The 13,522-nt window shown below is 70.1% G+C and carries 13 protein-coding genes and 1 pseudogene; 12 read left to right on the plus strand and 2 right to left on the minus strand.

What is annotated here, in order from left to right:
• Nucleotide 1 precedes the first annotated feature (1 nt).
• The 3 genes from OHA19_RS40190 (at nucleotide 2) to OHA19_RS40200 (ending at nucleotide 3,640) form a co-directional block, all read left to right on the plus strand.
• The gene (locus OHA19_RS40190; protein WP_331750383.1) at nucleotides 2–1,081 is read left to right on the plus strand and encodes an alkene reductase; all 1,080 of its coding nucleotides are present in this window, start codon (nucleotides 2–4) and stop codon (nucleotides 1,079–1,081) included.
• A 123-nt stretch (nucleotides 1,082–1,204) separates the two neighbouring features.
• Entirely contained in the window at nucleotides 1,205–2,608 is a 1,404-nt protein-coding gene (gene lpdA, locus OHA19_RS40195) for a dihydrolipoyl dehydrogenase (RefSeq protein ID WP_331750381.1), read from the plus strand.
• A gap of 276 nt (nucleotides 2,609–2,884) precedes the next feature.
• Nucleotides 2,885–3,640 carry an alpha/beta hydrolase fold domain-containing protein gene (locus OHA19_RS40200; protein WP_331754692.1) on the plus strand — a complete coding sequence of 252 codons (756 nt, stop codon included), beginning with the start codon at nucleotides 2,885–2,887 and terminating at the stop codon, nucleotides 3,638–3,640.
• 47 nt (nucleotides 3,641–3,687) lie between these two features.
• Here the strand turns inward: OHA19_RS40200 and OHA19_RS40205 are convergent, their stop codons facing one another.
• A complete protein-coding gene (locus tag OHA19_RS40205) occupies nucleotides 3,688–4,179 on the minus strand; it encodes a PaaI family thioesterase (protein WP_331750379.1) in 492 nt (163 codons plus the stop codon).
• Nucleotides 4,180–4,280: 101 nt separating this feature from the next.
• Here OHA19_RS40205 and OHA19_RS40210 point away from each other — a divergent pair, with 101 nt between their 5' ends.
• From OHA19_RS40210 to OHA19_RS40225, 4 genes and pseudogenes are all read left to right on the plus strand, one after another.
• Complete coding sequence (locus OHA19_RS40210) at nucleotides 4,281–4,754, plus strand: helix-turn-helix domain-containing protein (RefSeq protein ID WP_331750376.1); 474 nt, start codon at nucleotides 4,281–4,283, stop codon at nucleotides 4,752–4,754.
• A 28-nt stretch (nucleotides 4,755–4,782) separates the two neighbouring features.
• Complete coding sequence (locus OHA19_RS40215; protein WP_331750374.1) at nucleotides 4,783–5,148, plus strand: peptidoglycan-binding protein; 366 nt, start codon at nucleotides 4,783–4,785, stop codon at nucleotides 5,146–5,148.
• Nucleotides 5,149–5,387: 239 nt separating this feature from the next.
• On the plus strand, nucleotides 5,388–5,537 hold the full coding sequence (locus OHA19_RS40220; RefSeq protein ID WP_331750372.1) for a hypothetical protein: 150 nt from the start codon (nucleotides 5,388–5,390) through the stop codon (nucleotides 5,535–5,537).
• A gap of 142 nt (nucleotides 5,538–5,679) precedes the next feature.
• Nucleotides 5,680–5,985: pseudogene (locus OHA19_RS40225) on the plus strand (peptidoglycan-binding protein); the annotation flags it as partial.
• A 389-nt stretch (nucleotides 5,986–6,374) separates the two neighbouring features.
• Here the strand turns inward: OHA19_RS40225 and OHA19_RS40230 are convergent.
• Entirely contained in the window at nucleotides 6,375–7,523 is a 1,149-nt protein-coding gene (locus tag OHA19_RS40230) for an Lrp/AsnC family transcriptional regulator (RefSeq protein WP_331750367.1), read from the minus strand.
• A 58-nt stretch (nucleotides 7,524–7,581) separates the two neighbouring features.
• Here OHA19_RS40230 and OHA19_RS40235 point away from each other — a divergent pair, with 58 nt between their 5' ends.
• The 5 genes from OHA19_RS40235 (at nucleotide 7,582) to OHA19_RS40255 (ending at nucleotide 13,461) form a co-directional block, all read left to right on the plus strand.
• Nucleotides 7,582–8,871: a M20 family metallopeptidase gene (locus OHA19_RS40235; protein WP_331750365.1), complete on the plus strand. Its 1,290-nt coding sequence runs from the start codon at nucleotides 7,582–7,584 to the stop codon at nucleotides 8,869–8,871.
• A gap of 3 nt (nucleotides 8,872–8,874) precedes the next feature.
• Nucleotides 8,875–10,317: an MFS transporter gene (locus OHA19_RS40240; RefSeq protein ID WP_331750363.1), complete on the plus strand. Its 1,443-nt coding sequence runs from the start codon at nucleotides 8,875–8,877 to the stop codon at nucleotides 10,315–10,317.
• Between the two features lie 142 nt (nucleotides 10,318–10,459).
• Nucleotides 10,460–11,359 carry an alpha/beta hydrolase fold domain-containing protein gene (locus OHA19_RS40245; protein WP_331750362.1) on the plus strand — a complete coding sequence of 300 codons (900 nt, stop codon included), beginning with the start codon at nucleotides 10,460–10,462 and terminating at the stop codon, nucleotides 11,357–11,359.
• 186 nt (nucleotides 11,360–11,545) lie between these two features.
• A complete protein-coding gene (locus OHA19_RS40250) occupies nucleotides 11,546–11,668 on the plus strand; it encodes a hypothetical protein (RefSeq protein ID WP_331754187.1) in 123 nt (40 codons plus the stop codon).
• A gap of 623 nt (nucleotides 11,669–12,291) precedes the next feature.
• Nucleotides 12,292–13,461, plus strand: coding sequence for a hypothetical protein (locus OHA19_RS40255; protein WP_331763184.1), 1,170 nt, complete (start codon nucleotides 12,292–12,294; stop codon nucleotides 13,459–13,461).
• The last annotated feature ends 61 nt before the right edge of the window (nucleotides 13,462–13,522 follow it).

Consider the following 13,522-nt stretch of genomic DNA (forward strand, 5'->3'; position numbering starts at 1 on the left):
CATGACCACGTCTCCCTCCCTCTGGCAGCCCTTCAAGCTCGGCCGCGTCGAGCTCCCGCACCGCCTCGCCATGGCGCCGCTGACCCGCAGCCGGGCGAACGCCGACGGCACGCCCGGCCCACTGTCAGCCACCTACTACGGTCAGCGCGCCTCCCTCGGGCTGATCGTCACCGAGGGCACGCAGCCCTCGGCCGACGGACAGGGCTACCCGAACACGCCCGGCATCCACACTCCCGAGCAGATCGCAGGCTGGCGCGAGGTCGCCGACGCCGTGCACGCGGGCGGCGGGACACTGTTCATCCAGCTGATGCACGTCGGGCGCATGTCCCACCCGGACAACACCCCGCACCACCGCCAGCCGGTCGCCCCCTCCGCGATCTCCGCCGGCCAGGACATATTCACCGCGACCGGCCCGAAGAAGACCCCGGTCCCGCGTGAGCTGAGCATTCAGGACATCCAGGCCACCATCGCGGACTTCCGGCATGCCGCCGCCTCCGCGATAGCGGCCGGCGCGGACGGGGTGGAGATCCACGGAGCGAACGGCTACCTGCTGCACCAGTTCCTCTCCCCGAACGCCAACCATCGCACCGACACCTACGGCGGCTCGGTCGAGAACCGCTCCCGCCTCGTCGTCGAGGTCGCCCGGGCGGTGGCCGAGGAGATCGGCGCGGACCGGGTCGGCATCCGCCTGTCCCCCTCGATGCCGCTGGGCGGGATCAACGAGGGCGACACCGAGGCCGTGCGCGCCCAGTACCGCCACCTGGTGGGCGAGCTGGCGCCCCTGAACCTCGCCTACCTGCACGTCCATCACGTCGGCGACGACGAACTGCTGCGCTCCTTCCGCGAGGTGTGGCCGACCGCCCTGCTCGTGGTCCGCTACGGCCGAACCCGCGAGCAGATCGCCGACGACATCGACGCGGGCCTGGCCGATATCGCCCCGCTGGGCCGCTTCGCGCTGGCCAACCCCGACGTCGTCGAGCGTCTGCGCACCGATGCCCCGCTCAACGAGATCGACCCGGCCACCCTGTACGGCGGCGGCGAGGCCGGATACACCGACTACCCGACCCTGGCCCACGCCTGACACCAGCGTCCACGAGCCGCCCATCCACCAGACCGGGGCGGGTGGGCGGCTCGTCGTCCCGCCATGCGACAGCCTGCCGCTGGCATGACGATGACCAGGGCGGAAACAAGAAGGAGAACCTCCATGAGCAGCACGCACTTCGACGTCGTCGTCCTCGGCGCCGGGCCCGGCGGCTACGTCGCCGCGATCCGCGCCGCCCAGCTGGGCAAGAGTGTCGCCGTCATCGAAAAGCAGTACTGGGGAGGCATCTGCCTGAACGTCGGCTGCATCCCCTCCAAGGCGCTGTTGCGCAACGCCGAACTCGCCCACACCTTCCACCACCAGGCCAAGCAGTTCGGCATCTCGGGCGAAGTGAGCTTCGACTACGGCGCCGCCTACGACCGCAGCCGCCAGGTCGCCGACGGCCGGGTCAAAGGCGTGCACTTCCTCATGAAGAAGAACGCCATCACCGAGATCGACGGCCACGGCACCTTCACCGACGTCCGCACCATCGACGTCGCCCTCACCGCCGGCGGCATGCAGAGCGTCACTTTCGACGACGCCATCATCGCCACCGGCTCCACCGTGAAGCTGCTGCCCGGCGTCGAGCTCAGCGAGAACGTCGTCACCTACGAGACGCAGATCCTTCAGCGCGAGCTGCCCGCCTCCATCGTCATCGTCGGCGCCGGAGCGATCGGCATGGAGTTCGCCTACGTACTGCGCAACTACGGTGTCGAGGTCACGATCCTCGAATTCCTCGACCGCGCGCTGCCCAACGAGGACGCCGAGGTGTCGAAGGAGATCACGCGCCAGTACAAGAAGCTCGGCGTCACCCTCCTGACCTCCACCAAGGTCGAGACCATCAAGGACGAGGGAACCTCCGTCACGGTCACCTACACCACGGCCGACGGCAAGCGGTCGGAGATTCGTACCGACAAGGTCCTCATGTCCGTCGGCTTCGCACCGCGCACCACCGGTTACGGCCTGGAGAACACAGGCGTCACCCTCACCGACCGGGGCGCCATCGCGATCGACGAGCACATGCGGACCTCGGTACCGCACCTGTACGCGATCGGCGACGTCACCGCCAAGCTCCAACTCGCCCACGTCGCCGAGGCGCAGGGCGTCGTCGCCGCCGAAACCCTCTCCGGGGCCGAGACCATGCCGCTCGGCGACTACCGGATGATGCCGCGCGCGACCTTCAGCCAACCGCAGGTCGCCTCGTTCGGGCTGGCCGAGCAGCAGGCCCGCGACGAAGGCCACGACGTACTGGTCGCCAAGTTCCCCTTCACCGCCAACGGCAAGGCCCACGGCCTCGGCGAACCGGGCGGCTTCGTCAAGCTCGTCGCCGACGCGAAGCACGGCGAGCTCCTCGGCGGACACATGATCGGCGCCGACGTCGCCGAACTCCTCCCCGAGCTCACCCTCGCGCAGAAGTGGGACCTGACCGCCGCCGAACTCGCCCGCAACGTCCATACGCACCCCACCCTCGGCGAAGCACTCCAGGAAGCGTTCCACGGCCTCACCGGCCACATGATCAACCTCTGACTCCGGGGCGGCCGGCCGATCAGTCGGCCTCCACCCGATCCAAGCAAGGAGCACCACCATGGGAATCAGCCAGCAGCAGCACGAGTTCGCGGAGTTCCAGGCCCGTACGAGCGCGAAGTCGGGCGTACCCGGCCTCGACCTGGCCGTGGTCCGCGACATCATCGACTCCTACCAGCGGCGTCGACCGAACCCGAAGGCGTCAGCTACGCCGAGGTCGACGCGGGCGGCGTCCCCGCCCTGTGGGCCATCCCCGAGGACGCCGACCCCAACAAGGCGCTGCTCCACTTCCACTTCGGCGGATCCGTCACCGCCTCCATGTACTCCGACCGCAGGGCGGCCGGTCACATCGTCAAGGCCGCAGGCGTGCGCTCGCTGGTCGTGGACTTCCGCCTGGCCCCCGAGCACCCCTACCCTGCCCAGCTCGACGACGCCGAGACCGCCTACCGCTGGCTGCTCTCCCAGGGCTACGAGCCGAAGAACATCGGCAGCACCGGCCACTCCATCGGCGGCACCCTCGCGGTACTGCTCCCGCTGCGCCTGCTCGCGAAGGGTGAGGCGACCCCGGGCACGATCGTCAGCGTCTCGCCGTGGACCGACCTCACCATGCAGCTCCCGGCGGTGGACACGAACGAGAGCAACGACCGGATGCTCAGCAGGGCCACGCTCGAGCGCTTCCGGGCGGCCTGGCTCCAGGACCCCGCCGTGGACTTCGCCGACCCGCAGATCAGCCTCGTGAACGCCGACCTGACAGGCCTGCCGCCCACCACCGTTCACTTCGGCGAGTACGAGACCCTCGCCGACGACGGCGCCGCGCTCGGCCGCCGCCTCGCCGACTTCAAGATCACCTCCGAGATCCACCCGCTGCCCGAAGGCCAGCACTCCTTCATCCTCAGCGCCGGACGCGTACCCGAGAACCGACCAGGCCATCCAGCAGATGGGCCAGTGGCTGCGCCAGCACCTCGGTGCCTGAACCCAGCAGGAGAGCGGGGCTCGAAAGACCGCCGCGACAGCGAGACACCGCGATGCCGGTGACCGATGAACCGGTCACCGGCATTTCGGTGTCTCGCTGTCTCAGAAAGTCACACGGGCACTGGGAAGAGCAGGCAGCTACTGGTGGCGTGCGCGAGCAGGCGGTCCGCCGCGTCAACCAACTGGGCCTGGGCGAGCGCGGTTCGACGACCACCGCTGACCACCGTGCCGACGGCGCGCACCCGGCCCGTGTCCACGGTGACCGGCCGCAGGAACTTCACCGTCAGATCGAGCGAGGTGTACGCCATCCCCTGCGGGAGCGTGGACTGGACGGCGCAGCCCGCCGCAGAGTCGAGCAGCGTGGCGAAAACGCCGCCGTGCATACTACCGATCGGGTTGTAGTGCTCCTCGCCCGGCACCAGGGAGAAGACCGCCCTGCCGTGCTCCACCTCATCCAGGGCGAAGTCGAGAGTCCGGCCGACGGGCGCCGCGGCAAGCCGCCCCGCCTGCACCTCGCGCAGAAAGTCGAGACCGGCCATGCCCGCAGCGGCCTGCGCCGGGATCGCCGGATCGTCCCAGCTGTACGTACGTGTTCGCCCCACAGCCCAGCGCCTTCCTTCTGATCATCTGGCTTTCCTAAGCGAAGCTAGCCGCGCCCTCATCTGACTGTCAATGACGAAGCCAGGGGCTCTACGATGACGGGATGGAGTGGCTTGAGGTGAGCACGGAGAACTGCCCCGTTCAGCGTGCGCTGGATGTAGTCGGGGAGAAATGGACGCTGCTGATCCTGCGCGACGCCGTCAACGGGGTGCGCCGCTTCGACGGCTTCCACCGTCACATCGGCCTCTCGGAGGCCGTCCTCAGCGACCGCCTGCGGAAGCTGACCGCAGCCGGCGTGTTGAAGGCTGTCGCCTACCAGGAACCGGGCCGGCGCTCCCGTAATGAGTACCACCTGACCCGTAAAGGATGGGACCTGTGGCCCGTCCTGGTGGCGCTCAGCCAGTGGGGCGAGACGTACGCCGTCGGTCCCGAGAGCCCGGGCCCCGTCCTGGACGTGACCCACACTGACTGCGGCGCCCCGGTCCACGTCACCGTCCAGTGCTCGGCGGAGCACACCCCCCTGACTCCCGAGGGCGTCACCGTCCGGCTGGGGTCAGGTGCGCGGCGTCTCCCGTGAGCCGTTAGTCCAGGCGGGCAGCCGGGTGATGGTGGAATGTCCTGGTACTGGAGGCGCCGGCCACTTTCAAGAGGGTGATCCCGACGGTAAGTTCGCCGAACGGGCGTCCCACGGCCTGACCGCCGACGGCATCATCGGCCCGAACACCTGGAACAAGCTGACCCAGACCGTGCGCACCGGTTCCAGCGGGCCGGCGGTCAAGGCCGCTCAGGCGCAGCTCGCCGGGTACGGGAATCGCATCGCGGTCGACGGTGCGTTCGGTCCGGCCACCCGGAAAGCCGCCATGGCGTTCCAGCGGCCCCACGGGCTGACCGCGGACGGGATCATCGGGACCAAGACGAGCACCCGACCACGCCTGCCCCGACCACGCCCGCTCCGGCGAATGGCAGGCTGACCCAGCGCCAGGTCCTCGCGCAGCTCGCCGCGGCCGGTATCAAGGCCCCGGTCGGGCGGACTTCCCTGGCGGGTGTCCGTGCCCGGACGATCCAGGGTGTCATCGCTCTGAAGAAGGCCAGCGGCGGCTGCACCATCGTCATCACCGGCGGCACCGAGTCCGGCCACAGCACCAGGGGCAACCACTCGCACGCCAACGGTTACAAGCTCGACCTGCGTACCCGTGACGAGGGCGGCTGTGTGACCAACTGGATCAAGACCACCCAGCGCAAGGGCGCCCCGCGGGGCACCGACGCCCGCTGGCACGGCACCCTGGCCGGGATCTCCGCCGAGTACGTCTACGAGGTTCCCCGCGGTGGCGGCGTCCACTGGGACATCACCTTCATCTAATCCCCGCCCCGCCCTCGCCCACCGGCGCGGGGGCAGCCGCCGCGCACCATCCCGTACCCCTTCCTCTTCCCGGACCCCGGGCCGCGCCACGCCCCTGCGCGGCCCGGCCGGGCCCACACGACACGAAAAAGGGAACTCCGCCGTGAACCGCACTCCCCGTACTCTCTGGGCCACCCTCACCACCGCCGCTCTCGCCATCGCGGCCTTCGCCACGCTCGGTACGCAGGCCCCCGACACCGCCACCGCCAGCAGCAGCGGCGACCCGGCAGCCTCAGCCGCCCGCTCCGCCGACCCCGCTTCCCGGAACCAGCAGCAGGGGCCCAACCTGCGCACCGGCGCCCAGGGCAGCGCGGTCACCGCGCTCCAGCAGCTGCTCACCGCCCATGGACACGCCCTGACCGCCGACGGGTCCTTCGGGGGCCTCACCGAAGCCGCCGTGCGCGCCTTCCAGGCCCAGCACAGCCTCCAGGCCGACGGAATCGTCGGCCCCAAGACATGGAACGCCCTGACCACCACCCTGCGCACCGGCAGCCAAGGAGACGCGGACGCCGACCAGCCCCACGAGTACCTCGACCTGCGTGGTCTTCCGGGAGTGGTCGCGGGCAGCGGCGGTGGGCGGGTGTGGTGCGTCGTGCGGTGCGGGCCGGTGTGGGGTCTGGGGAGGTGTTCGCTCTGGCGTATGCGGTCGTGGCCCGGTGGTGGGAGGGGGCTTACGGCTGGGAGCGGGAGGAGGTCTGGCCGCATCGTCTGCATCGGGTCGCCGGTGGTGATGCGGGAGTCGATCTGGAGTGGTGGCGGGTGGTCGAGCCCGGATAGAGCTGTGGGGCACGCAGCGGATCAAGCGTGGTCGGGCGTACCGGGCATCCGATCTGGCCCAGGTCGGCGAGGCTCGGCGAGGCGCCGGATGAGGTTTTCCTCGGTGCATTCGGCTGCCGGGTCGTGCCAGAAGGAGACGGGAACGCCGCGGATGCGGCGGCCTTGCGGGTCGAGGATCTGGCTGGCGAGTTTGAGCGGCCACAGGGTGACGGCCCGGTCGGTGATGGTGAGTTCGGGGAAGCGGGCGTACAGACGGGCCTCGAAGGCGGACATGTCCTCCATGGAACGCAGCCAGACGGTCAGCAGGAGGTTGTGCGGGCCGGAGAGTGAGGCGCACAGGCGTGTTTCACGCTGGGCGATGAGCTGTCTGGTGATCCGGGCGGTGGCGTCGGGCGGTGCGACGCCCCAGAGGGTGACGGCGACGGGCCAGCCGGACAGGTAGCGGGCCACCTCGCAGCGGTAGATGAGGGCGTCCGCGCGGTGGAAGCGGTCCAGTCGCCGACGGACGGTGCTGGGGCTTGCTCCGGTGCGCTCGGCGAGGAGGGCGGCCGACGTTCGGCAGTCCTCGCCGAGGAGAGCGAGCAGGTGGTGGTCGAGTCCGTCGGCGGAGGAGAGACCGCGGCGGAGAACGGTGCCCCCGCTGGACTGGTCCGGGGTGAGGGCCTGCCTGCCGTCGGGTGCGAGTCGGTCGAGTCGCCAGCGGCTGCCGACGGCGTGTACGGCGGAGGCGATCTGGGAGCGGGTCGCGGCGACCCCGGGCAGCGCCTCCAGGCGCAGGCCGACGTAGCGGGCGAGCGCCGAGTGGTCGGGGAACACACCGGTGAGGATCAGGTCCCGGGAGCCGGTGACGTGGTCGATCGTGATCAGGTGCGGGTCGTCCACGATGGCGGCGGCCACCTGGTGCAGGGTGCCGGCGGCGCAGTCGACCTCGACGATGGCGACCACCGGCGGGGTGGGGCCTATGCCGGCGGGGTGGCAGCTCAGCCACGCGTGTCCGGCCTCGGTCAGCCGTTTCCAGCGGCGGGCCGCCGTCGTGGCATCGACGCCGATGGCCGCGCCGATCTGCTCCCAGCGCGCTCTCGGCGAGGTCTGGAGTGCGGTGACGAGCAGGTGGTCGAGGTCGTCGAGAACATCGGCCTGGATGGTCGATTCCGGCTGTACATGGCTCATGTATGGCTGTTTCCTGCGAATGATCTCTGCCGGTGGTGCGGCTCGCCACGATACGCCCATGTCACTACTGAACGAAGCCCACGCTCTCGCTCCCGTCCTGACCGCGCTGCGTCACTCTTTGCACCGGGAGCCGGAACTGGGCCTGGACCTTCCCCTCACCCAGGCGAAGGTGATCGCCGCCCTGGAGGAGCTGGGCCTGGAGATCACGCACGGCCGGGCCCTCAGTTCGGTCACGGCCGTGCTCCGCGGTGGGCGGCCCGGGCCGGCCGTGCTCCTCCGGGGCGACATGGACGCCCTGCCCGTTCACGAGGACAGCGGTGTCTCCTACGCGTCCGTCATCGACGGGCGGATGCACGCCTGCGGTCACGACCTGCACACCACCGGGCTCGTCGGCGCCGCACACCTGCTCGCGGCCCGCCGCGAGCAGCTCGCCGGTGACGTCGTCTTCATGTTCCAGCCCGGCGAGGAGGGCCAGGGCGGCGCCAAGATCATGATCGACGAGGGGGTGCTCGACGCGGCCGGTGAGCGGGTCGTCGCCGCGTACGCCTTGCACGTCGTCTCCCGTGGAGCCCCGACCGGATTCGCCGCCACCCGACCGGGCCCCATGCTCGCGGCCTCCGACACCGTCCACGTCACCGTGCGCGGCGTCGGCGGCCACGGTTCGTCCCCGCACGCCGCCGTCGACCCCGTGCCCGCGCTGTGCACGATGGTCACCGCGCTGCAGACCCTGGTGACGCGTGAGATCGACATCTTCGACCCGGCCGTCGTCACGGTCGGCCGCCTGGAGGCCGGTACCGCGCCCAATGTCATCCCGGAGTCGGGCCGCTTCTCCGCCACCGTCCGGACCTTCTCCGACGCCTCGCGGGCCGCCGTCCGCATGGCGTTCGAGCGGACCGTGCACGGCATCGCCGCTGCCCACCGCGTGAGCGTGGACATCGACTACGTCCACCAGTACCCGCCGACGATCAACCACGACGGCGAGACCGCGTTCGCCATCGAAGCTGCCCGGGACGTCCTCGGCGAGGACCGGGTCTTCGTGGCGCCGACGCCGCTGGCCGGCTCGGAGGACTTCTCCTTCGTGCTGCGCGAGGTGCCGGGCGCGTTCCTCGGGCTCGGCGCCTGCCCGGCCGGCACCGACCCCACCACGGCCCCGATGAACCACTCGCCCCAGGCCGTCTACGACGATGCCGCGCTGCCCCACGCTGCCGCGCTGCTCGCCGGACTGGCCCTGCGGCGCCTCGCACTCGCCACCTCCGCCCGCTCGGATTCGTCCTCGTCCTCACCCTCACCCTCCGTAACGTCCGATTCCTCCGCCGGATCCCCGGTCTCGCCTTCCTCGCAGGAATGACCCATGACCCACACCAACAGCCCGGCCAGACCGGTCGCGCAGATCCCCGCGCGTGCCGTCACCGCCGTCGTCGGCCTGCTCGTGTTCTTCGAGCTCACCAGCGGGGTCCTCCAGGCGGGCATCACTCCGCTCCTTCCCGACCTCGCCGCGCACCTGGACATCGGCACCGCCGACACCAACTGGATCATCTCCGTCCAGCTGCTGGCGGCCGCCGTGTGTGTCCCACTGTTCGGGCGCCTCGGCGACCTGTACGGGCACCGGCGGATGCTCCGGATTGCCCTCGTCGTGACCGCGGCGGGAACCCTGATCGTGGCGCTGGCGGACAGCTACCCGGTCCTGCTGGCCGGGCGGCTCCTCCAAGGACCGCTTGCCGCCCTGCTGCCGTTGGAGATCGCCCTCGTGCGCGACCGGCTGCCCGTCGCCGAGGCACGGCGGGCCATCGCCCTGCTGGTCGGCTCGCTGGCACTCGGCTCCCTCGTGGGCGGCCTGGCCTTGGCCCTGGTCCACTCCGCCTCGGGGGATCTGCGCCTGACCCTGCTCATACCGGCGGCGCTCGCACTGGTCTGCGTGCCCGTCTCGTACGTCGCCGTACCCGAATCCGCCCATCGGGCGAGCGGCCGGGTCGACTGGCCCGGCGTGTCACTGCTCAGCGCGGCCGTCCTCGCCCTGCTGAGCGGCGTCGGCGCAGCGAAGAACGGAGCATGGGGCAGCCCGGCGGTCCTCGGCCCTCTCCTCCTCGGTGTCCTCCTCCTGATCATCTGGATTCTCGTGGAGCTGCGCGCCGCCGAACCGCTGGTGGACCTCCGGGCCCTCGCCGGCCGCGAGGCCGGCCCCTTCTACCTCGCGGCATTCCTCTTCGGCATCTTCTACTTCGGCAGCCAGGCCCCCAACACGATGTTCTTCGCCGCAGATCCGGCGACGGCCGGATACGGCTTCGCCCTGTCCGCCCTGGCCATCTCACTTGTTTCACTGCCGGGCTACGTCGCCGCCGTCCTCGGCTCCTTCGCCACCGCGGCGGTCGCCCGGCGGATCGGCTACCGAGCCACCCTGGTGACGGCGTTCGGGCTGGTGGCCGCCGCGTTCGTCCTGTACGCGCTGGTCCACGACGCGGTGTGGCAGATGGCGGCGGAGTCCTTCCTCCTGGGCCTCGGGATGGGCCTGTCGCTCGGCGCCATGCCCACCGTGATCGTCGAGGCGTCGGACGCCTCCCGCACCGGTATCGCCGCCGCCCTCTACAACAACGTCAAGACTCTGGGCGGCGCGGTCGCCGGCGGCCTCTTCGCCTCCCTTCTCAGTGCCTTCGTCTCTCCCACGACCGGCCAGCCCGGCGAAAACGGCTACCGCACCGTCTGGCTCCTCGGCGCACTCTGCGCACTGGCGGCCGCCGCACTCAGCGGGCTGGCCCGCCGTCACGAGGGAAAGCCGCCCGGGAACGCCGGCCAGTAGCTCGTAGCACGATCATGGTGCATGCCCATGGAGCCGCACAGCAGCTCAAGTCTGTCAGGGAGACCACCCCAAGACGAAGAACACCGACCTGACCTGACCTGTCACCGAAGTACACCGAGCACCCCAGGAACGGAGCCGTACCATGCCCAGCCTGACCAGCAGAGTGATGCCAACCGTGCTGAGGCTTCGCGGCACCAAGAAACTCTTCAGCTCGGCGGAGGCTGTCCGGGAACAGGTCCTCGCCCGTTCGGTGCGCCCGGTCGGGTACGCGCCGCCAGCCGACCTTGAGCGTTCGGTCGACCTCGCCGTACGCCGGGTGGCCGGATGGCCCATCTACGAGGTCACCCCGCGCGCCCGCACCCCCCGACGGCGCGCGATCTACCTGCACGGCGGCGCGTACATCAACGAGATAGCCCCTCAGCACTGGAAGCTGATCGCCCAGTTGGCCGCCAAAACCGACACCCGGGTCACGGTGCCGATCTACCCGCTCGCCCCCCTGGCCACCGCGGTCGAAGTGGTACCGGCCGTGACCGACCTGGCCGCCGAACTCCTCGAAGACGGGGCCGACACGGGTCCGAGTCTCATCGGTGACTCCGCCGGCGGCGGCATGGCCCTCGCCGTCGCCCTCCACATGCGCGACCGCCGAATGCCCCCGCCCGCCCACACAATCCTCATCTCGCCCTGGCTGGACATCACCCTCACCGACCCGGGAATCGCCTCGCTCGAAGGCCGCGACCCCTGGCTCGCCGTCCCCGGCGCACGCTACGCCGGGGACCTCTACCGCGGAGACCTCCCCGCCGACCACCCACACGTCAGCCCCCTTCTCGCCGACCTCACCGGGCTGAACCCGATCACGCTGTTCAGCGGAACCCGCGACATCGTCAACCCCGACGCCCGCCGACTGGCCGCCGTGGCCACGACAACCGGCCTCGAAGTGGACTTCCACGAGGCGCCGGCGATGCTGCATGTCTACCCCCTCCTGCCGATCCCCGAAGGCAGAGCGGCCCGCGCCACCCTCTGCGCCACCCTGAGAACGAGCTGACGGTGCCCCGCGCGTGCGCTGCGCACGCCCGGACCCCGTGCTCGGGCCGGAAGGGCAGGTGGCGTGGAACACTCCCTGCATTCCAGGACGTGACCCAGATCGCTCCCACCGGCGCAGGACCACTGGGGCGGGTAGGAAGTTATGGAAGTGTCGGCCGAGTTGCATGCGCGGGTGCGGGAGCTGCAAATGCCCGACAGCCTCGACGATCTCGACGACACCCCTGACGAGCTACCACACCCCGGCCAGGACACCGATGAAGACGAAGACGGCTCCCCCACCGCCTCCTTCACCGGGGTACGGGCTGTATGACGCCCGCGCGGAGGCTGAGAAATGGTGAACCGCCGCCCACCGGCGCCCACGCGCCGGAAAGCTGGAGCGGCCGGGACACCTCCCGCGCGGAGCGGCGCCGGGGCCGAGCCGTCCGGGCCACTGACCACCTGGCAGGGCTGGCACCGCTTCGGGACCACCGAGCCGCCCGCACCGCCCGGCCCCGGCGCCGCTCCGCGCGGCGAGGACGAACGCCTCGCGTATCACTCCGTGTTCGTCACCCTGCGCACACCGGCTCCGTCCGGCGATCACGACCTTGGGCCACGCGGAGCTGCCGGGACTGCTTTGGATGGGGCTGAATCGACCGCCCACGCTGTAAAGCGTGTTGGGGCTTCACCTCGAAAGCCACCAGCCGCCACTGCGACGTCTGCACACGCGAGGTCGCCGCGTTGGACGGGATCTGCCGCCTCTGCCGCCGCCAGGCCAGCTTGATCGCAGGCCCGAACAACAAGACGCGCGTCGACCTGACAGTAGCCGCCCGCACGGGACACCAGCTCTTCATCATCGGCACCCTGCGACCGCACAGCGGCCCCCGGCCTCAGCCTGTTTCGTCGGAACCGTGGTCACCGCGGCCGCACCGTGTCCCGGCCCGTTGGACGGAGCCGTTGCTGTTCGACGTGCCGCGCGAGCTCCGTGGAGTCAGCAGTAAGGCCCCACTGCTCGACCCTCAACTGTTCGCATTCTTGAGTGCCCGGGCCGCCCGGAACGCGGAACTGCGTGGCTGGCCGCCGCGCACTCTCGGCTCAGTGCGACGCGGCATCCGGATTCTCTGCGCGGTTCACCGGCCAGGGGAGCGAATCCGGGCCTCGATCATCACCCAGCTCACCCACACGGCAGTGCCGGCCAACCACGTCCTGGAGGTGTTCGAGGAACTCGACATCTTCCTCGACGACCGGCCCGACTCGCTCGACGCCTGGTGCGAGGAACACCTGCACTTCCTCGCCTCAGATGTCCGCTCTGAGCTGGACGTATGGATCGACATCCTGCGACACGGGACCCCGCGCCGCAGGCCACGTGCCCGCGCGACGGTCATTACGAACCTGAGGAGCATCCTGCCGTTCCTGACCGAGTACGCCGGTAGGTACACAACCCTGCGGCAGGCCACCCGCGACGACATCACCAGCTGGCTCGCCGACCGGCCCTATCACGCATACGACGCCAGTGCCTTGCGGTCGCTGTTCAGCACGCTCAAGGCTGAGCGGCTGATCTTCGGCAACCCGATGCGAGGCATCAAAGGCGGCAAGCCGGCGATCAAGATCCCCGCATCACTCACCGCGGACGAGGTGGAGTCCGTCGTTGCTGCCGCACTGCAGGATCCGGCCCTTCGCGTGGTCGTGGCCCTGTCCGGTATCCATGCGCTACCCGCCCGCCAGATTCGCTCGATGCTGGTCGAGCATGTGGACCTACCAGGACGGCGACTCGATCCTGAAGGCTTGAACCGTCCTCTGGACGACTACACCGCCGAGGCGATTAGCGAGTACCTCGCTTACCGTCAGCGCCGATGGCCGAACAGCACGAACCCACATCTGCTGATCACCAGGAACACCGCCACCACGACGACATCGGTGGGCACGTTCTGGATGGACAGGTTGGTCAAGGAATTGCCCATGGGAGTCGACCAGCTGAGGCAGGACCGCATCCTCGAAGAAGCCCTCGCCAATGGCGCGGACCCCCTCCATCTCGCGCACGTCTTCTCCCTCGGTGCCAAGGCCAGCCTCCGCTACACGAGCGCAGTGACCGAATCGGAAGCAGAGCAGGCACCGAGCACCCGCTGATCTTGAGTTTTTACTCCACAGGGAGCCGTCGCCGGCCCTCCGGGGTGAAGGTGAAGGTCTG

The organism is Streptomyces sp. NBC_00012, assembly GCF_045040875.1.
In the GTDB taxonomy this organism is placed as follows: domain Bacteria; phylum Actinomycetota; class Actinomycetes; order Streptomycetales; family Streptomycetaceae; genus Streptomyces.